Here is a 19,716-nt window from a genome sequence, read left to right as displayed (position 1 = left end):
ACCCACAGGCAGCAGCAATCCGTGAAATAGTGTGCGCGAACAACCATGTATCCATGGTGGACAAGCCCTCGGCCCATTAGTACCGGTCAGCTCCACCCCTCACAGAGCTTCCACCTCCGGCCTATCAACCCCATCATCTCTGGGCGGCCTTACCCCCACACAGGGGCGGGAGACCTCATCTCCAAGCAAGCTTCCCACTTAGATGCTTTCAGCGGTTATCTCTCCCGAACGTAGCCAACCAGCCATGCTCCTGGCGGAACAACTGGCACACCAGAGGTTCGTCCGTCCCGGTCCTCTCGTACTAGGGACAGCCCTTGCCAAGTCTCCAACGCGCGCAGCGGATAGGGACCGAACTGTCTCACGACGTTCTAAACCCAGCTCGCGTGCCGCTTTAATGGGCGAACAGCCCAACCCTTGGGACCAACTCCAGCCCCAGGATGCGACGAGCCGACATCGAGGTGCCAAACCATCCCGTCGATACGAACTCTCGGGGAAGATGAGCCTGTTATCCCCGGGGTACCTTTTAGCCGTTGAGCGACACCCCTTCCACACGGTGGTGCCGGATCACTAGTCCCTGCTTTCGCACCTGCTCGACACGTCCGTCTCGCAGTCAAGCTCCCTTGTGCACTTACACTCACCACCTGATTACCAACCAGGCCGAGGGAACCATTGGGCGCCTCCGTTACCTTTTAGGAGGCAACCGCCCCAGTTAAACTACCCACCAGACACGGTCCCCCACCCGGATCACGGGCGCGGGTTGAGGTGTACGACATGATCAGAGTGGTATTTCACCAACGCCTCCACCAACACTGGCGTGTCAGCTTCCCAGGCTCCCACCTATCCTACACAAACCATCCCACACACCAATGTCAAGCTGTAGTGAAGGTCCCGGGGTCTTTCCGTCCTGCTGCGCGAAACGAGCATCTTTACTCGTAGTGCAATTTCACCGGGCCCATGGTTGAGACAGCGGGGAAGTCGTTACGCCATTCGTGCAGGTCGGAACTTACCCGACAAGGAATTTCGCTACCTTAGGATGGTTATAGTTACCACCGCCGTTTACCGGCGCTTAGATTCCCAGCCTCACCCCGCAGGGCTCACCAGTCCTCTTAACGTTCCGGCACCGGGCAGGCGTCAGTCCGTATACCGCGTCTTACGACTTCGCACGGACCTGTGTTTTTAATAAACAGTCGCTTCCCCCTGGTATCTGCGACCCAGCGCAGCTCCCACCGCACGGGTGTTCACCACACCGGGCTCCCCTTCTCCCAAAGTTACGGGGACAATTTGCCGAGTTCCTTAACCATGGTTCACCCGACCGCCTCGGTATTCTCTACCTGACCACCTGCGTCGGTTTCGGGTACGGGCCGCACGCACACTCACTAGAGGCTTTTCTCGACAGCACGGGGCCACTCACTTCGCCACACCGGCTCGACATCACGCCTCACCCCACTGCAGCACGGATTTGCCTATACTGCGGGCTACACGCTTATCCCGGGACAACCACCGCCCGGTAGAGCTCCCCCTCTGCGTCACCCCATCGCTGACCCACACATGGTCGGATCCCACGCCACAACACCACCACACCCGCAGGTGCGACAGCATCATGGTGGTGGTTAGCATACCCACATGCCGGTCCGGACGCATACGCACGGGTACGGGAATATCAACCCGTTATCCATCGACTACGCCTGTCGGCCTCGCCTTAGGTCCCGACTCACCCTGGGCGGATTAACCTGCCCCAGGAACCCTGAGTCACTCGGCGCCAGGGTTTCTCACCCTGGTCTCGCTACTCATGCCTGCATTCGCACTCGCTACCGCTCCACCCCCGGTCACCCGAAGACTTCACCGCAGGCAGCGACGCTCCCCTACCAACCCCACCAACGGTGGGGCTCCACAGCTTCGGCGGTGTGCTTCAGCCCCGCTACATTATCGGCGCATAATCACTTGACCAGTGAGCTATTACGCACTCTTTCAAGGATGGCTGCTTCTAAGCCAACCTCCTGGTTGTCTCAGCAACTACACAACCTTTCCCACTCAGCACACGCTTAGGGGCCTTAGCTGGCGATCTGGGCTGTTTCCCTCTCGACCACGGAGCTTGTCCCCCGCAGTCTCACTGCTGCACTCCCACGTGACGGCATTCGGAGTTTAGCTGATCTCAGTAACCAATACGGCCCATCGACCAACCAGTCGCTCTACCTCCGCCACGCACCATGCAACGCTGCACCTAAATGCATTTCGGGGAGAACCAGCTATCACAGAGTTTGATTGGCCTTTCACCCCTACCCACAGCTCATCCCCCAGGTTTTCAACCCTGGTGGGTGCGGGCCTCCACGACGTCTTACCGACGCTTCACCCTGGCCATGGGTAGCTCACTCCGCTTCGGGTCTGCAGCATGCGACTCACGCCCCATTAGAACTCGCTTTCGCTACGGCTCCCCCACACGGGTTAACCTCGCCACACACCACAACTCGCAGGCTCATTCTTCAATAGGCACGCCATCACCACCCCAACAAGGCAGCTCTGACGGCTTGACAGCACACGGTTTCAAGACCTCTTTCACCACCCCTCACCGGGGCACTTTTCACCTTTCCCTCACGGTACTCGTCCACTATCGGTCACCAGGACGTATTTAGGCTTGACAGGTGGTCCTGCCAGATTCACACGGAATTTCACGGGCTCCGCGCTACTCGGGACCATGCCCACCGCAACCAGCGCAACTCCACCTACGGGACTCTCACCCTCTTTGGTTCCGGATCCCACCGGATTCGACTCACCACACTGGCCCCAGCGGAAGCCGGCAGACTCCCACAGGCACATCCCACAACCCCACACACGCAACAGCTGCCGCCTTGACACGCGCATGGTTTAGCCACATCCCCGTTCGCTCACCACTACTAAGGGAATCACCGTTGTTTTCTCTTCCTGCGGGTACTGAGATGTTTCACTTCCCCGCGTTACCACCAACTGCCCTATACATTCAGACAGAGGCAACCCGACACAACTCGGGCTAGGTTCCCCCATTCGGACACCCACGGATCACCGCTTGGTTGACAACTCCCCATGGACTATCGCGGTCTCCCACGTCCTTCATCGGCGCCTGGTACCAAGGCATCCACCGTATGCCACTACTACTTGGCCACCACAGATACACGATGCTCGCGCACACTATCCACAAATCAAACACCCAGCCACACACCCAACCACAACCACAACCAGACCCAGCAGACACCGCACCCGCACCAGCAGAACCAGACACCCAGCTTCCCGACACCAGCCGGAAAACCACAGCATCCAACCTGCCACCACAGGCCCACGGCACCCACCAAGACCAGCACAGTCTTCGTTGGGGTGGCCAGAAGCACCCCGCACACAGCGGTTGCTCCCTCAGACACCCAACAGCGCGCAACCACCCACCACAACCCCACAACAGAGGCCACGGCACATGGTTTCGTTCGTCTTCATGCTCCCGTTTCCCGACCGGGCGCCAACGGCACCCATGCCGGGTCCACAAAACACTGAGCCACCCACCCCAAACAACAACAACAAAAACACCACGGGGCAGGCACCAGCTCCTTAGAAAGGAGGTGATCCAGCCGCACCTTCCGGTACGGCTACCTTGTTACGACTTCGTCCCAATCGCCAGCCCCACCTTCACGCACTCCCCCCACAACCGTGGTTGGGCCACACGTTTCGGGTGTTGCCGACTTTCATGACGTGACGGGCGGTGTGTACAAGGCCCGGGAACGTATTCACCGCGGCATTGCTGATCCGCGATTACTAGCGACTCCACCTTCATAGGGTCGAGTTGCAGACCCCAATCCGAACTGAGACCGGCTTTATGGGATTCGCTCCACCTCACGGTATCGCACGCCCACTGTACCGGCCATTGTAGCATGTTTGCAGCCCAAGGCATCAGGGGCATGATGACTTGACGTCGTCCCCACCTTCCTCCGAGTTGACCCCGGCAGTCTCCCATGAGTCCCCACCACCACGTGCTGGCAACATGGAACAAGGGTTGCGCTCGTTGCGGGACTTAACCCAACATCTCACGACACGAGCTGACGACAGCCATGCACCACCTGTCACCGATCCCCAAAAGGACCCACCATCTCTGATGGATTACCGGCGATGTCAAACCTTGGTAAGGTTCTTCGCGTTGCGTCGAATTAAGCAACATGCTCCGCCGCTTGTGCGGGCCCCCGTCAATTCCTTTGAGTTTTAGCCTTGCGGCCGTACTCCCCAGGCGGGGCGCTTAATGCGTTAGCTACGGCACGGAAACCGTGGAAAGTCCCCACACCTAGCGCCCAACGTTTACAGCATGGACTACCAGGGTATCTAATCCTGTTCGCTACCCACGCTTTCGCTCCTCAGCGTCAGGTCAGGCCCAGAGACCCGCCTTCGCCACCGGTGTTCCTCCTGATATCTGCGCATTTCACCGCTACACCAGGAATTCCAGTCTCCCCTACCTGCCTCAAGCATGCCCGTATCCACTGCCAAACCGGAGTTAAGCCCCGGACTTTCACAGCAGACGCGACACGCCGCCTACGAGCTCTTTACGCCCAATAATTCCGGACAACGCTCGGACCCTACGTATTACCGCGGCTGCTGGCACGTAGTTAGCCGGTCCTTATTCCCCACCTACCGTCAACCACACACCACGTGCATGGCCTGCTTCAGTGGTAAAAGAGGTTTACAACCCAAAGGCCGTCATCCCCCACGCGGCGTCGCTGCGTCAGGCTTTCGCCCATTGCGCAAGATTCCCCACTGCTGCCTCCCGTAGGAGTCTGGGCCGTGTCTCAGTCCCAGTGTGGCCGACCGCCCTCTCAGGCCGGCTACCCGTAATCGCCTTGGTAGGCCCTCACCCCACCAACAAGCTGATAGGCCGCGAGCCCATCCCCAACCAGAAAGACACCTTTCCACCACCAACCCATGCGGGCAGTGGTCATATCCGGTATTAGACCGGGTTTCCCCGGCTTATCCCAGAGTCAGGGGCAGGTTACTCACGTGTTACTCACCCGTTCGCCGCTCACCACCCCACCCGAAAGCAGGATGGCGCGCTCGACTTGCATGTGTTAAGCACGCCGCCAGCGTTCGTCCTGAGCCAGGATCAAACTCTCCATTCAGGTCCAACACCCCCACACACCGTGCAGGGGAAAACCCAGATGGCCGAGATCCCGGCCAACCACCCAACCGGGTGGTCATGACCATTCACTAAAACCCGCCCACACCACGTGTGGGCCAGGGGCCAAAACTATCGAAGCACAAGACAAACAAACGCGCTGTTGAGTTCTCAAGAAACAACCGTCCAACCCACACAAACCCCAACGGGCTCTTCCGGGAAAACGGAGTTTTTAACGTTTTTCTGTGTTCTCCACAGTACCACCCGGTGCGTATCCCGGCCAAATCGGTGTGGCGAACACCGTCCGGCCCGCAATTCCGCCACCGTGTGGCTGTGCAGCTTTTCTGAATTCTAGCACCGTTTTCCCCTGAACCATGCACACATCCGTGCGGTTCTGCGGAGGAAAGTAGCGCCTGAATTCCCGCTTCCCACCAAACACTGCGGGAAACGAACGGCCGCCCGGCCAGCATCCCGGCCCAAAGCGACCCAACCCACTGTAGCGGATCACGCGGAACAAGCAAACCGACCCTGTACGGGGCCAACCCGCCCGTCCACACGCCGTGAGCCGCTGGGTTCGTCCACCACTCTACCCGAGAATCTGGGCGGTTCCCGCCTCAGGAGTGACGTAGAGCCAGTCCTGGTCAACGGTGGCCACGGCCACACTGGCGGGGGCGAACGCCACCGGTCCCCCGTTTCCCGTGAAGGCGGCCACCAACTGTGCCATCGCGGGGTTGTGCCCCACCACGGCCAGGGTCGTCACGTCAGCGGGGACCACGCTGACGAGTTCGAGCACCGTCTCCGGAGCAGCCCCGTACAGCGACGAGTCGTAGTCCACGACAGGTGTCCGTGCCATCTGCGGCAGAGCGAGTTCCAACGTCTGGCGAGCGCGTACGGCGGTCGAGCACAACACGTGGTCACAGACGACTCCGGAACGGGCGAGCAGGCTTCCCGCCGCCTGCGCCTGAGCGCGTCCGTTACCGGTCAGCGCGCGCTCCCGGTCCGCCGTTCTGACACCGCCCGCTTCGGCCTCGCCGTGCCGGACGAACACCAGCTGCCTACTCATGGGGACACCACGGAAGCCAGCGCGGCGACCAGCGCCATGAACCCGAGCATCGTTCCCACCACGACGGCGAGCCCTCGCATCCCGGACACCGGCCGGCACCTCCACTCGTCCTCGGTTCGCGTCCCCAGCCTATGCCGTTACGTGTGGTGGCCGCCCAGGGGGCGGTTCCCCCCGGACGGCCACCACGGTTCACATCCCGCCGGTACGGCTCAACTCTGGGGAGAGCCGTTCGTCAGGTGCTCCTCGTCCTCCACGGCGCTCTCCGAAGCGGCAGTGGTGGAGTCACCGGAGTCGCCGGTGGGCTCACCCGCCGGCGACTCCACCTCCCCAGCCGGGACATCGGGCGCCGCGGCACTGCCGGAACGGCGCTTGGACCACACGATCGCTCCCGCCACCACGACGACAGCGACCGTGGTCACCCCCACGCGCAGTGCCACGTTGTCGGCGTAGAGCACCACGGTGGGCGCGATGATCAGCGCCACGAGGTTCATGACCTTCAGCAGGGGGTTGATCGCGGGACCCGCGGTGTCCTTGAACGGGTCGCCGACCGTGTCCCCGATCACTGTCGCCTCGTGTGCCTCCGAGCCCTTGCCGCCGTGGTAACCGTCCTCCACGAGTTTCTTGGCGTTGTCCCACGCGCCACCGGAGTTGGCGAGGAACACCGCCATCAGCACACCGGCCGCGATGGCACCACCCAGGAAGGCCCCCAGCGGTGCGTACCCGAGCGCGAAACCGACCGCGATCGGGGTGAGCACGGCGAGCAGACCCGGTGTGATGAGCTCCCGCAGCGAGTCGCGGGTGCAGATGTCCACCACCCGGGCGTACTTGGGTTTCTCCGTACCGTCCATGATGCCGGGGTAGGTACGGAACTGGTCCCGTACCTCCACCACCACGCGTCCCGCGGCGCGGCCCACCGACATCACGGCGAGGCCGGTGAAGAGGAACACCACCGAGGCGCCGATGATCACACCGACGAGGACGTTGGGTTCGTCGATGGACAGTCCGAACGTGTCGGTGTCCACTCCCCTCTCCGCCAGAGCGCCCTCGACCGAGGTGCGGAACGCCCCGAACAGCGCCGTCGCCGCCAGCACCGCCGTCGCGATGGCGATGCCCTTCGTGATCGCCTTGGTCGTGTTCCCGACCGCGTCCAGACTGGTCAGGACGTCCGCGCCGCTTCCTTCCACGTCACCGGACATCTCGGCGATGCCCTGGGCGTTGTCGGCCACCGGACCGAACGTGTCCATCGCCACGATCACACCGACGGTGGTGAGCAGCCCCGTGCCGGCCAGTGCCACCGCGAACAGGCTGACGGTGACGTTCTGCCCGCCGATGAGGAAGGCGGCGTAGACCGCGCCCGCCAGCAGCAGGGCGGAGTAGACGGCCGACTCCAGACCGACCGACACACCCGAGAGGATGACCGTGGCGGGTCCCGTCTCGGAGCTCTCCCCGATGTCCCGCACGGGGCGCCGGTTGGTCTCGGTGAAGTAACCGGTGAGCAGCTGGATCGCGGCGGCGAGCACGAGGCCGACCAGTACCGCGCCGATCGCCACGATTCGCGGGTTGCCGTCCAGAGCGGCGATCTCGGCGTCCTCGACCCCGCTCAGCCCGGCGAAGCTGGTGGGCAGGTAGGCCACCGCCGCGCCGGCGACGAGTACGGCGGAGATCAGCGCTGAGAGGAAGAAACCCCGGTTGATGGCGGCCATGCCGCTCTTGTCCCGCGGGCGGGGCGTCACGACGAAGATGCCGATGATGGCGGTGATCACACCGATCATCGGCACCAGGAGCGGGAACACGAGGCCCTCCACGCCGAAGGCCACCCGGCCGAGGATGAGCGAGGCCACCAGGACCACGGCGTAGGACTCGAACAGGTCCGCCGCCATGCCCGCGCAGTCCCCGACGTTGTCCCCGACGTTGTCGGCGATGGTGGCGGCGTTGCGGGGGTCGTCCTCGGGGATGCCCTGTTCGACCTTGCCGACGAGGTCGGCACCGACGTCGGCCGCCTTGGTGAAGATGCCACCGCCGACACGCATGAACATGGCCAGCAGGGCGGCGCCGAAGCCGAAGCCCTCCAGAACCGCGGGAGCGTTCCCCTGGTAGAGGAGGACCACGAGGGCCGCGCCCAGCAGTCCCAGGCCGACAGTGAACATTCCGGCGACGCCGCCGGTGCGGAACGCGATCCGCATCGCCGAGCGTTCACTGTCCGGACCGCCGGCACGCGCCGCGGCGGCGACCCGGGCGTTCCCGCGCACGGCGAGCCACATTCCTATGAAACCGGTGAGCGCGGAGAATACCGCCCCAAGAGCGAAGAACAGGGACCGGCCGTACCTTACGGCCTCCGTGTCCGCGGGTAGCAATAGCAGAAGTAACGGAATAGCGATAACGAAAATGACCAAAGTGCGAAACTGGCGTTTCAGATAAGCAGCCGCACCTTCTTGGACAGCGAGCGAGATGTCACGCATCCGCTCTGTTCCCTGGCCGCCGGCGAGGACCTCCCGCACCAGCCATCCGGCGACGGCGAGCGCGAGCAGCGCCACCGCGGACACCACGATGACCAGTGTGACGTCCATGCCGCCCAGGGTCAGGTCCTGGCCGCCTTCAGCGGCGAGACTGAGCCCAGACAAACCGTCCTCCTTGACGGGAACGTTGTGGAGCCGCGCTCCTGGATCCCGGAAACACCCGAATGGAACATTCTCCCGGAAACCCGTACCGACCGAGCGCGCACTGCCGTTCAGTATTCAACTCTCCGGCCCCACAGGTCGCAGTGGGAACGATGCTCCGGAATTCTACGCACCATTGCGTCGAAAAGCGCGAGGCGGGGATGCGCCTTCCCCCAAGGAGCACGACTCATGCCAACAGCGGAATAACAATAGCGGCATACCGCCACACAAAGGAATAAAATACATAATTCGCAATACTGACTATTGGAATTTTTGAGAAAAAATTCGCTTAACCGTATTTAAACGGCATGAGCCACAGGAGTAACAGCACTCCCAACGCGCTGGGCCGCGTCGCCGCGCAGGCAGCTCGCTCCCGAAAGGCGGGTCCGCCGCGCGGGCCGCCACGAGCCGGACGTTCCCGCCGGACGCGTCCCAGGGTGTGGATCCACCGCGAGTTCCCGTTTCTCCAAGACACCGGGAGCACCGTGCTGGAAAGCTCGGGCGGTGTCGGACCGAGAACCGTGACTCGAGGGGGAACCGTGGACGCCACGGCGACACGCGAACTGTACCGACGCTGGCTCCCCGGGATGTGGAACGCGGCTCCGGAGGAGATGGACAGCCTCGCACGGCGACTGTTCGCTCCCGGGGCCGTCGCGCACTGGGACCAGGGACGCGACCACGTGGGGCCGGAGGAGATCGCCGAACAGGTACGCACGGCGGTGACCATGTTCCGCGACGTCCGGGTCGCGCTGCTGACCGAGCCCATCGTGGACGGCGCGTGGGTGGTCGGGCGCTGGGAGTTCGCGGCGAACTATCCGGGAGGCGTTCCCGGTTTCGACGCTCCGCCGGGCACGAGTGTGCGCTACCGGGGCGTCGACGTGATGCGGGTCGACGGCGACCGGTTCGTGGAGTACTGGCCGCACGGCGACAACCTGGAACTGATGCGCCAGCTACGGGCGCTCGGGTGAGCCCGCCGCGCAGCCGTGGACTCCTCCGGGACCACCGGGCCAGTGCTGCCCCGCGCCCGGCACCACACGGGTAACCGCGGCAACTGCTCACCAGGGGAAACGCGCGGCGGCGCTCCGGGGGCCGAGCCCCGGCCCGGTCGGGGCGGGGAGGGGAACCGTCCCCGGTCCCCTTCCGCCACCCCAGGGGTCAACGGCGCAGCCGCAACGCCGAGGTGTCGATCGGGCCGTCGTCGCCCGCCTCCAACCGCTCGGCGACGCTGTTCCCGTACCGGGCCACGCCCACGGCGTCGACCCCGTCCGGGGCCGCGCTGCCGTACTCGGCGACCCGTTGCGCGCCCCGGCGCAGCAGACGCGCGGCACCGAGGCGGTTGCCCCGCTGGGCGTGGGTGAGCCCGACAGCGAGCTGGGCCAGTCCCCGCCACAGCTCCCTGTCCGGGGCGGACGCGGACTTCCACACCGCTTCCAGAACCTCATGCGCGTGGAAGGCGTAACCACCCTCCAGCAACCGTTGCGCCTCGGTCAGTCCCTCCTCCGGGGTGAACACGGCGTCCTCGGGAATCCGTGGCACCCCCTGTGAACCGTGGGGAAGCGGACGCCCGTACCCGTCCCGGGGGCGCTGGTTCTGCGCGCGCCCCTCCGGATCGCGGTCCCGGGCCGCTGACGTGTTCTCCTGCATGGTTCCTCACTTCGGTTCCGACGGGTTCGGCCTACGGGGTCACATGTCGGGTTCGCTGTCCTCGAGCCAGCTGAGCAGGGAGGCGTTGACTCGTTCGGGACGCTCCTGGTGCGGGAAGTGCCCCGCACCCTCCACCATCCGCCATCGGTAGGGCGCGTCGACGTAGCGCCCCGACCCGCGTGCGGTACCGGCGAGCAGGAACGGATCCAACCCGCCGTGCATGTGCAGGGTGGGAGCACCGATCGGCCGACGCATGCGGCGCATGTACCTGCGGCCGTCCGGGCGGACCTGGGAACGGACCAGCCAGCGGTGGCACTCCACCGAGCAGTGCGCCACACCGGGGATCTGGAACGCGTCCCGGCAGAGACGCTCGGTCGTTTGGTCGGGCCATCCCGGACGGGACCACTCGCGCAGCAGGGTTCCCACCCTGGTCGCGTCCCGGGCCAGCAACCGCCGTTCCGGCAGGACCGGAAGCTGGAACCCCAGAAGCGGCCGCGCCGCCCATCCCTGCTCCGCCGCCAGCATCGCCCACGGCAGCCGGAGCGGATGCGGCATGGCCAGCACCGCCAGCCGTCGCACCACGGACGGGAAGTGGGTGGCCATGGTCCAGCCGAGCAGCCCGCCGGTGGCGTGGCCGACGACGACCGCCTCCGCCTCGCCCAGCGCCCGGATCAGTCCGGCGGCATCCGACGCCAGCGTGACGAGGTCATAGCCACGGGGCGGTTTGTCACTGGCCCCGTACCCGCGCAGGTCCACCGCCACCGCCCGGTAGCCGGCGGCGGCGAGAGCGGGGAGCTGCTCGTGCCACGACCACCAGAACTGGGGAAAACCGTGCAGGAGCAGCACCAGTGGCCCGTCGCCGGCGTCCACCACGTGGAAACGCGTGCCGGCGGCGCTCACCGTCCGGTGGGTCCACGGTCCGTCGATCATGACGGCCGACTCGTCAGTCATCGTTCAACCGACCGTACGGGCCCGTGGTCACGCTTCGTCCGGGTGTTCCCGCCGCAGCACCGCCATCGTGTCCGCCATGGTGGCACTGGTGCGGGACAGGCCCTGGAGCCGTTTGAGTTGGCGCACGCCCACGAACACCAGAACCGCGGCGAGTACCACGTAGAACAGCGTCACGATGAGGAACGCCAGCCACGGGGCGAGGCCGAGAGCCCACAGCCCCAGGCCGATCGTCACCGAGGCCAGGATCAGCACCATGTGCCCGAGTACGGCGGCTACGACGAACAGCCCCGAACCCTTGGCGACGTGCCGGGCGTCTCGCGCGAGTTCCAGCTTCGCCAGTTCCAGTTCCAGGCGTACGAGACGCGATATGTTGCCGCTGGCCTCCGAGGCGAGCTGGCCCAACGAACGCTCGGTGGGGTTGGGCGTTTCGGATTCCTGGCCACCCGACCGGGTCGCAGACATCGAGGTGGCTCCCTTCGTTCGGACGTGTTTCTCTCGAATCCTTGCACACACCCGTTCCCACGCACCGTGGCGCCGCACCCGCACCCGCGGGGCCGGCACCGGGTGGCCGCGCGGCGGCGGGAGAACGGCACCCGGGGACCATTGAGCTGTTGGTGCAGGAGATCAGCATAACGCGCGCCGCCGCGCCCACTGCGGGTTCCACAGGGGTACGGCGGCGCTGGCGGGTGCCGTGGCGGGTGCGGAAGGGTGCTACTCGTCGCTGTTGGCGTTGGGCAGCTTGGCCGAGATCACGTCCATCACCGTGCTGTCGGTGAGGGTGGAGACGTCGCCGAGCTGGCGGTTCTCCGCCACGTCACGCAGCAGCCGACGCATGATCTTTCCGGAGCGCGTCTTCGGCAGCTCCGGAACCACCATGATCTGGCGCGGTTTGGCGATGGGCCCCAGGGAGGCGCCGACGTGGGACCGGAGTTCGCTGACCAGGTCGTCACCGCCGTTGCCGACCTCGCCCCGCAGGATCACGAAGGACACGATCGCCTGCCCGCTCACCGGGTCGGCCGCGCCCACGACCGCCGCCTCGGCGACGGAGGGGTGGGAGACCAGGGCCGACTCCACCTCGGTGGTGGAGATGTTGTGGCCGGAGACGAGCATGACGTCGTCCACCCGGCCGAGCAGCCAGAAGTCGCCGTCCTCGTCGCGTTTCGCTCCGTCCCCGGGGAAGTACAGGCCCTCGAACCGGGACCAGTAGGTCTCCCTGTACCGCTGGGGGTCGCCCCAGATCCCGCGCAGCATGGCGGGCCAGGGCTCGCGCACCACGATGTAGCCGCCCTCCCCGTTGGGGACGGAGGCTCCCGTCTCGTCCACGACGTCGGCCGCGATACCGGGAAGGGGCTGCATGGCGGCCCCGGGTTTGCCCGAGTGCACACCCGGCAGCGGGGAGACCATGATCGCCCCGGTCTCGGTCTGCCACCAGGTGTCCACGACGGGGGTACGGTCGCCGCCGATGTTCTTCCGGTACCACATGTAGGCCTCGGGGTTGATCGGCTCGCCGACCGAACCCAGCACCCGCAGGCGGGACAGGTCGTATCCGGCCGGGATGTCCTCGCCCCACTTCATGAACGTGCGGATCGCCGTGGGGGCCATGTACAGCAGTGAGACCCCGTACTTCTCGGCGATCTCCCAGAAGCGCCCCTTGTGCGGGGTGTCCGGGGTGCCCTCGTACATCACCGAGGTGGCGCCGTTGGAGAGCGGACCGTAGACGATGTAGGAGTGGCCGGTCACCCACCCGATGTCGGCGGCGGTCCAGAAGACGTCGCTCTCGGGTTTGAGGTCGAACACCGCCCAGTGGGTGTAGGAGACCTGGGTCAGGTACCCGCCGGTGGTGTGCAGGATGCCCTTGGGTTTGGCGGTGGTGCCGCTGGTGTACATGATGTACAGCGGGTGCTCGGCGTCGTGCGCCTCGGCGTGGTGGCGGGTGTCCTGGCGGTCGACGATGTCGTGCCACCAGACGTCGCGCCCCTCGGACCAGTCGATCTCCTGGCCGGTGCGCCGTACGACGAGGACGTTCTCCACCGCGGGACGGTCGCGCACCGCCTCGTCGACGGCGGGTTTGAGGGAGCTCGGCGCGCCGCGGCGGTAACCGCCGTCGGCGGTGACGACGAGTTTCGCCTCGCTGTCGTCCAGGCGGGTGCCGAGCGCGTCCACCGAGAAACCACCGAAGACCACCATGTGGATAGCGCCGAGTCGGGCGCACGCCAGCATGGCGACGACCGTCTCCGGGATCATCGGCATGTAGATGGCGACCCGGTCGCCCTTGGACACGCCGAGTTCCGTCATGGCGTTGGCGGCCTGGCACACCATCCCGGTGAGCTGGGCGTAGGTGATGGCCCGGCTGTCGCCGGGTTCACCCTCCCAGTGGATGGCGACCCGGTCCCCCAGTCCCGCCTCGACGTGGCGGTCCAGACAGTTGACCGCGGCGTTGAGCTTGCCGCCGCCGAACCATTCCGCGAACGGCGGGTTCCACTCCAGGACCTTGTCCCAGGACCGTTCCCAGGTCAGGCGACGGGCCTGCTCCTCCCAGAAGCTGAGGGGATCGGCGGACGCAGCCGCGAAGGCGTCGCTCGTGACGTTCGCGTGGGCGGCGAGCTCCGGAGGCGGTGGGAACCGGCGCGTCTCCTGCAGCAGGTTGGACAGCGTCTCGCTGCCCTGTTCCTGGGGGGTCTGAGCCACGGTTACTCCTCCTCGGTCGGTTGTGATGCGCCCGATAGGCACAAGTGGTCCATACCACTTCATCAACCGAACAGTGGTAGCCACAAGTGGGGCCTGGCCACAACCTCTGTTACTGACGCGTAGGCTTTGTGGTGTGAATTCGGTTTCAGATGACCCGCTACAGCGGATAGCGGAGCTTCCCGGTGTTGACGAGGCCGTCCAGGAGACGCGTTCGGTGGTCGACCGCCTGCTGGGCCACCGCATCCTGCGACGGCGCAGTACGGACGTGTCGCTGGAGTCCGCGTTGCGCGGAGCCCGCGCCTCCGCGGCCCTGGAAGGAGCCGAGGCGCCGCTGGAGCACGTGCGCTCGGGCGAGAGTGACGACCCCCGGGTCACGGGTGCGCTGCGCGTCTCCGGTGAGCTGGGGACGCTGGTCGACACATGGTCCAAAGCCCCGCACCAGGTACTGGCACGGTTGCACACCCTCGCGGCGGCCGACAGTGTTCCCACCGGCGCTCTCGGGCGCCCGCGGACGCGCGAGCAGACCTCTGAGGACGTTCTCGGTGTCGGACCCGCTCCGGGCGCCGAACAGGTCCCCGCGCGGCTGAGGGCGTTGAACACGCTGCTCAACACCCCGGGGACGGTCCCCGCGCTCGTGGTCAGCGCCGTCGTCCACGGGGAGCTGGCGACGCTGCGCCCGTTCGGATGGGGGGACGGCCTGGTCGCGCGTGCCGCGGAGCGGCTGACACTGGTCGAACGCGGCCTGGACCCCAAGTCGCTGGTCCCTCCGGAAGTGGGCCACGCGGAGTCGGCCGAGGAGTACGCGAGGGCGCTCCACGACTACACCACGGGCACCCCCGAGGGGATGGCCGCGTGGGTGACGCACTGCTGCCGGGCGGTCGCGGCGGGCGCGCGGGACTCGCTGGCGACCTGTGAGGCGTTGAAGCGCGGGTGAGCTGGCACATTCTTCCCGTGTGAATCCCAGGCAGCGAGAATTTGAATATTGAACCTCGCCGAGCCGTCCGCCCCGTCATTCCGTGCCCCCGAGGGCTTTCCCGCCGGCGGGAATGACGGGAGAGGCTCCGGAAGAGGGGTCACACAGAACGGTGCCCCGCGCGGTCTTTCCGAACCGCTCGAGGCACCGTCAGCAGCACGTGTCACCGGGCTATCATGCGTGCGAGTCATATTATCCCGACCGGGTTCGCCCCTGCTGGCATTGCCCGGATGCGGGCTAGCCCATTACGGCTTGGTAACGCGTGGGTACCCGGATACCGTGTGCGGTGGGCATATCCACCCTCTGGTTTCTTTCTACCCCAGAGACCCGGTGCGGAAAAGGGCGCGGCAGGGCGCCGAAACAGGATTTCACCTTCGCCCGGGCAAGGCTTTATGGTAACATTACGTATCGAATATGTTACTTCCGCTCCGGCGCCTTCGGTGGTCGTTATGACAGCTTCCTTTTCCCCGTTCACCCTCTCCGGATCCGGATAGGGAATGTCCCGCGCGGACGCCCCCGTCCGAATCCCGAGCACGGTTCGGGACACACGTCGCTCCGAGGATGGAGCGTGTTCCGACCTCCCGTACGACGGCCCGGCACACCCACACGATCTTTCCCGGAAAGCGGAACCGGCTCTACCCCCCCGGAGCCGGACCGCGCGACGGCCCCCGCTATCCCCCCGGCGGGGGCCGTCGCCTTTTCCGTGACGTGACCGTCCACAACCAGCGAACCCGGCTTCCCCCAGAGGCCCGAGCCTCCGACCATGGAGACACCGACGCCACGCGCTGGGAGGCTCCATGGACGCACCGCGCCCGCTGCTCGTCACCGACGACGCCGAACTCCTCGACGACCTGCTCCGGTTGGCCGCGACCGCCGCCGTCGACGTCACGGTCGCGCACACGACGCCGCACGCCGCACGCGACTGGACACAGGCCCCGCTCGTCATCGCGGGAACGGACCTCCTGCCCGAGCTCGCCGAGCTCCGCCCCGACCCGCACCCGAACATCATCACCGTCAGCAGGGAAACCGACCACCAACCGCAACACGACCAGGCGCTGGCCAACGCGGCGCTCCGGATCGGGGCCCGCACCCTCCTCGCGCTGCCCGACGACGAGGGCACCCTGGTCGACCTCCTCGCCGACGCCACCCAACCCCGTTCCCGCTCCTCCCTGACGGTGGCGGTCCTCGGCGGCCGCGGCGGAGCGGGAGCGAGCCTGCTCTCGGTCGCCCTGGCCCATGCCGGCCAACGCGCCGGAGCACGCACCGCGCTCATCGACGCCGACCCGCTCGGCGGCGGGCTGGACCTGCTGCTCGGCCACGAGAGGACACCGGGAACGCGCTGGAACGACCTCACGTCCCGGGAGGGTCGGATGAGCTGGCCCGCCCTGCGCGACACCCTTCCCGCTCCTGGCGGCATCACCCTGCTCACGTGGGAGCACGGCCCCGCAACCCCCGTCCCGGTGCCAGCGATGCGCGCCGTCCTCTCCTCGGCCAGCCGGGGCTCGGACCTGGTGGTGCTGGACCTCCCCCGCGACCCGGACGCCGCGGCGGAGGAGGCACTGCGGCGCAGCACCGTCGCACTCCTCGTCGTCCCCGCGGAGCTGCACGCGGTGATGGCAGCGCGGCGCGCCGCGGCGCGGGCGCGGAAGCACGCCCGCGACCTGCGCGTCGCCTGCCGGTCCAGTTCCTGCGACTTCCCCGCGGATACCGTGCGCCACGCCCTCGGACTCCCGTTGGCGGGAGACATACCAGCCGAACCCGGGCTGGCGCGCACTCTGGACCGCGGCGACCCGCCGGCCTGCGGAGGGAGAACCCCGCTCTCCCGGTTCGCCGACACGTTCGTGTCCCGGATACGTGCCGAACACGGCGACAGCGAGGTGCCGCAGTGAACGGGGCCGCTCCTCCCTCCCCCGAACTGCTGGAGGCGGTGCGCGCGCGGCTGGCGCGGGACGGTGCCGAACCGACACCGGCCCGGGTGGCGGCGGCACTGCGCGCCGAGGGGGATGTGCTCGGGGACGCCGAGGTCCTCGCGATCGTCCGCTCGCTGCGCGCCGAACTCGCCGGAACCGGACCGCTCGACCCCCTCCTCGGCGATCCCGGGACCACCGACGTCCTCGTCAACGGTCCCTCGGAGGTGTGGGTCGAGGACGCACACGGACTGCGCCGCAGCGAGGTCAGTTTCCCCGGCGAGGACGCGGTGCGCAGGCTCGCCCAGCGGCTGGCCGCCCAGGCGGGGCGCCGGCTCGACGCCGCGGCCCCGTGGGTGGACGCTCGGCTGCCGTCCGGGGCGCGGTTCCACGCCGTGCTGCCTCCCGTCGCACCGGAGGGGACGTGCCTGTCGCTGCGCCTGGGGCGACGGCGCGTGTTCTCCCTCGCCGAACTCGTGGACGGCGGCGGGCTCCCGGCCAGCGGCGCCCGGTTGTTGCGGGCGCTCGTGGCTTCCCGGTCGGCGTTCCTGATCTGCGGCGGCACCGGGACGGGAAAGAGCACCCTCCTTTCCGCGCTGCTGTCCCTGGTGGACCAGCGCGAACGGATCCTGCTCGTGGAGGACTCCGCGGAGCTGCGCCCGGAACACCCGCACGTCGTCCGGTTGCAGGCGCGACCGCCCAACATCGAGGGAACCGGCGAGGTGAGCATGGGCCAGCTGGTGCGGCAGGCGTTGCGGATGCGCCCCGACCGTCTGGTGGTGGGAGAGGCGCGCGGAGCCGAGGTGTCGGAACTGCTGGGGGCCCTGAACACCGGGCACGAGGGCGGAGCCGGAACGGTGCACGCCAACACGGCCCAGGACCTGCCGGCCCGGGTCGAGGCTCTGGCGTGCGCCGCCGGGCTCAGCCGCACGGCGGCGCACAGCCAGCTCGCCGCCACCCGGGTGCTCGTGGTGCACCTGGTGCGGGATGCCGGTGGTGTCCGGAGGGTAGCCGAGGTGTGCGTCCTGCGGCAGGACGGTTCCGGGATGGTGCGGGTGGTGCCCGCCGTCAGCTTCCATCCCGACGGGGGCGTCACCGAGCGGGAGGGGGCCGAGGAGCTCGCCGCCCGGTTGGGCCGCGCGTGGCACCCGTCCCCCGGGGAGGTGTGATGCCTTTCCCGGACCTCCTTCCCGGGGAGACGCACTGGCTCGCCGCGCGCGCCGGGTGGCTGGTGGCGGTCGGGCTCCTCGGGTGGGCGCTGTCCGGCGCGGTGCCGCCCCCGTCGGTGTGGCGGTTGCGGACACTGGCACCGGGGAGGGGAACGGTGCGGTGGCGCACGGCGGCGCGCCACCGTGCGGGAGAGCTCCGGGAACGCGCCGGCGCGTGGTTCGACGCCGTCTCCGGCCGCGGCCGCGGGCGCCGGCAGCGCGCGGTCGTCGAACTGTGCCGGATCCTCGCCGCCGAGCTGCGCGCCGGCCGTACTCCCGCGGAGGCGCTCGCGTCGAGTGTTTCCCGCATCGACCCGGTGGTGGCCGCCGAGTTCGCGCCGTTGGCCAACGTCGCCTGGCCGGGTGAGGACCTCACCCTGACGCTGGGAACGATGGCGCACCGGTCCGGCAGCGCGGGACTGGGTTACCTGGCCGCCTGTTGGCGGGTCTCCTCCGACACCGGAGCGGGGCTCGCCGGGGTGGTCGAACGGTTGGCCGACAGTCTCGCGCGCGACGAGGCGCAGCGCCGGGAGTTCTCCGCCCAGTTGGCCGGGCCGCGCAGCACCGCTCTGCTGCTGAGTGTGCTGCCCGGCGCCGGGGTCGTGATGGCGGCCCTCGTGGGGGCCTCCCCCGTGGCGTTCCTGTTCACTACCCCGGCGGGGTGGGGGTGCCTCCTCGGTGGGGCCGCCCTGAACGTGGCGGGGGTGTGCTGGATCAACCGGATGGCACGCCGCGCTCTGACCGCTGTCGACCCGGGGTGAGTCCCGATGACCGTGCTGGAGATCGCTGTCGTCGCGCTGGGTACGGCGGCGGTGTGGTTGCTCACCGCCGCCGGTGGGCCTACCGGCCGTGCCCGGCTCGCCGCGCTGTTGGACCGGAGGCGGCCGGGACTACGGCGGTTCCGTTCGGCGGGCACGGTCCGTGTGGTCGTGGCGTGTGTCCCTCCCGTTGCGCTCGCTGTGCTCCTCGGTCCGCTGCCGGGCGCCGTGGCGGGTGCCCTCCCGGGGTTCGTGCTGTGGTGGTGGGCGGGGCGACGGAACCGGGGGAACGGCCGGCGCGGACACGCCCGGATCGCCGCGGGGGTTCCGCTCGTCGTGGACCTGCTCGTCGCGGGGTTGCGGGCGGGCGGGACGACGCTCGGGGTGGTGGCCGCGGTAGGGGAGGCGGTGGAGGGGCCGCTCGGTTCCGCCCTGGAGGGTGTGGCCCGGCGCCTGCGGTTGGGGGAGGAACCGGCCGCGGCGTGGGAACAGGTGGACGGCCCGGCGGAGCTGGCCGCGGTCGGCCGGGCGTTCGCCCGGGCGGCGGAGACGGGGGCTCCGGCCGCCGACGTTCTGGAACGCTACTCCGCGGAGCTGCGCAGCGACGCGCGGACGCGGGCGCACGCCCACACCCAGCGGGTCGGTGTGTGGGTGGTGGCCCCGTTGGGGGTGTGTTTCCTTCCCGCGTTCGTCCTCATCGGTGTCGTCCCGCTCGCCGCGGGTCTGCTGGTCGGGGTCGCGCCGGGGTGAG

At 67.5% G+C, this 19,716-nt stretch carries 12 protein-coding genes and 2 rRNA genes; 6 read left to right on the top strand and 8 right to left on the bottom strand.

Annotated features, from left to right (window positions below):
• Nucleotides 1–55 precede the first annotated feature (55 nt).
• The 4 genes from FHX37_RS19935 to FHX37_RS19920 all read right to left on the bottom strand — a co-directional run bounded on the left by FHX37_RS19935 (nucleotide 56) and on the right by FHX37_RS19920 (nucleotide 8,800).
• Nucleotides 56–3,136 (bottom strand): 23S ribosomal RNA (locus tag FHX37_RS19935).
• A 438-nt stretch (nucleotides 3,137–3,574) separates the two neighbouring features.
• Nucleotides 3,575–5,120, bottom strand: a 16S ribosomal RNA gene (locus FHX37_RS19930).
• The 16S and 23S rRNA genes sit together here, the layout of an rRNA operon.
• 582 nt (nucleotides 5,121–5,702) lie before the next feature.
• A complete protein-coding gene (locus FHX37_RS19925) occupies nucleotides 5,703–6,179 on the bottom strand; it encodes a SixA phosphatase family protein (protein ID WP_141925728.1) in 477 nt (158 codons plus the stop codon).
• A 209-nt stretch (nucleotides 6,180–6,388) separates the two neighbouring features.
• A complete protein-coding gene (locus FHX37_RS19920) occupies nucleotides 6,389–8,800 on the bottom strand; it encodes a sodium-translocating pyrophosphatase (protein ID WP_141925727.1) in 2,412 nt (803 codons plus the stop codon).
• Between the two features lie 575 nt (nucleotides 8,801–9,375).
• On the opposite strand from FHX37_RS19920, the gene FHX37_RS19915 reads away from it, so the two are divergent.
• Complete coding sequence (locus tag FHX37_RS19915) at nucleotides 9,376–9,804, top strand: ester cyclase (protein WP_141925726.1); 429 nt, start codon at nucleotides 9,376–9,378, stop codon at nucleotides 9,802–9,804.
• A 187-nt stretch (nucleotides 9,805–9,991) separates the two neighbouring features.
• On the opposite strand, the gene FHX37_RS19910 is transcribed toward FHX37_RS19915, so the two are convergent.
• From FHX37_RS19910 to acs, 4 genes are all read right to left on the bottom strand, one after another.
• Nucleotides 9,992–10,480, bottom strand: coding sequence for a DUF309 domain-containing protein (locus FHX37_RS19910; protein ID WP_141925725.1), 489 nt, complete (start codon nucleotides 10,478–10,480; stop codon nucleotides 9,992–9,994).
• Nucleotides 10,481–10,519: 39 nt separating this feature from the next.
• The gene (locus tag FHX37_RS19905; RefSeq protein WP_141925724.1) at nucleotides 10,520–11,431 is read right to left on the bottom strand and encodes an alpha/beta fold hydrolase; all 912 of its coding nucleotides are present in this window, start codon (nucleotides 11,429–11,431) and stop codon (nucleotides 10,520–10,522) included.
• 27 nt (nucleotides 11,432–11,458) lie between these two features.
• Entirely contained in the window at nucleotides 11,459–11,893 is a 435-nt protein-coding gene (locus tag FHX37_RS19900) for a phage holin family protein (protein ID WP_141925723.1), read from the bottom strand.
• A gap of 249 nt (nucleotides 11,894–12,142) precedes the next feature.
• The gene (gene acs, locus FHX37_RS19895; RefSeq protein WP_141925722.1) at nucleotides 12,143–14,119 is read right to left on the bottom strand and encodes an acetate--CoA ligase; all 1,977 of its coding nucleotides are present in this window, start codon (nucleotides 14,117–14,119) and stop codon (nucleotides 12,143–12,145) included.
• A 133-nt stretch (nucleotides 14,120–14,252) separates the two neighbouring features.
• Between acs and FHX37_RS19890 the strand changes: the two genes are divergently transcribed.
• The 5 genes from FHX37_RS19890 to FHX37_RS19870 all read left to right on the top strand — a co-directional run bounded on the left by FHX37_RS19890 (nucleotide 14,253) and on the right by FHX37_RS19870 (nucleotide 19,715).
• Nucleotides 14,253–15,053 (top strand): Fic family protein, encoded by an 801-nt coding sequence (locus tag FHX37_RS19890; RefSeq protein WP_211351967.1) that lies wholly within the window; start codon nucleotides 14,253–14,255, stop codon nucleotides 15,051–15,053.
• A gap of 836 nt (nucleotides 15,054–15,889) precedes the next feature.
• A complete protein-coding gene (gene ssd, locus FHX37_RS23320; protein ID WP_141925721.1) occupies nucleotides 15,890–16,981 on the top strand; it encodes a septum site-determining protein Ssd in 1,092 nt (363 codons plus the stop codon).
• Nucleotides 16,978–18,168 (top strand): TadA family conjugal transfer-associated ATPase, encoded by a 1,191-nt coding sequence (locus FHX37_RS23315; protein WP_141925720.1) that lies wholly within the window; start codon nucleotides 16,978–16,980, stop codon nucleotides 18,166–18,168. Before ssd ends, FHX37_RS23315 begins: the two co-directional genes overlap by 4 nt.
• Entirely contained in the window at nucleotides 18,168–18,968 is an 801-nt protein-coding gene (locus tag FHX37_RS19875; RefSeq protein WP_141925719.1) for a type II secretion system F family protein, read from the top strand. Before FHX37_RS23315 ends, FHX37_RS19875 begins: the two co-directional genes overlap by 1 nt.
• A 6-nt stretch (nucleotides 18,969–18,974) precedes the next feature.
• Nucleotides 18,975–19,715, top strand: coding sequence for a type II secretion system F family protein (locus tag FHX37_RS19870; protein ID WP_141925718.1), 741 nt, complete (start codon nucleotides 18,975–18,977; stop codon nucleotides 19,713–19,715).
• The last annotated feature ends 1 nt before the right edge of the window (nucleotide 19,716 follow it).

It is taken from the genome of Haloactinospora alba (assembly GCF_006717075.1).
Classification (GTDB): Bacteria; Actinomycetota; Actinomycetes; order Streptosporangiales; family Streptosporangiaceae; genus Haloactinospora; species Haloactinospora alba.
The sequence above is the reverse complement of the archived record's forward strand: the minus strand, read 5'-3'. Positions and strand labels throughout refer to the sequence as shown.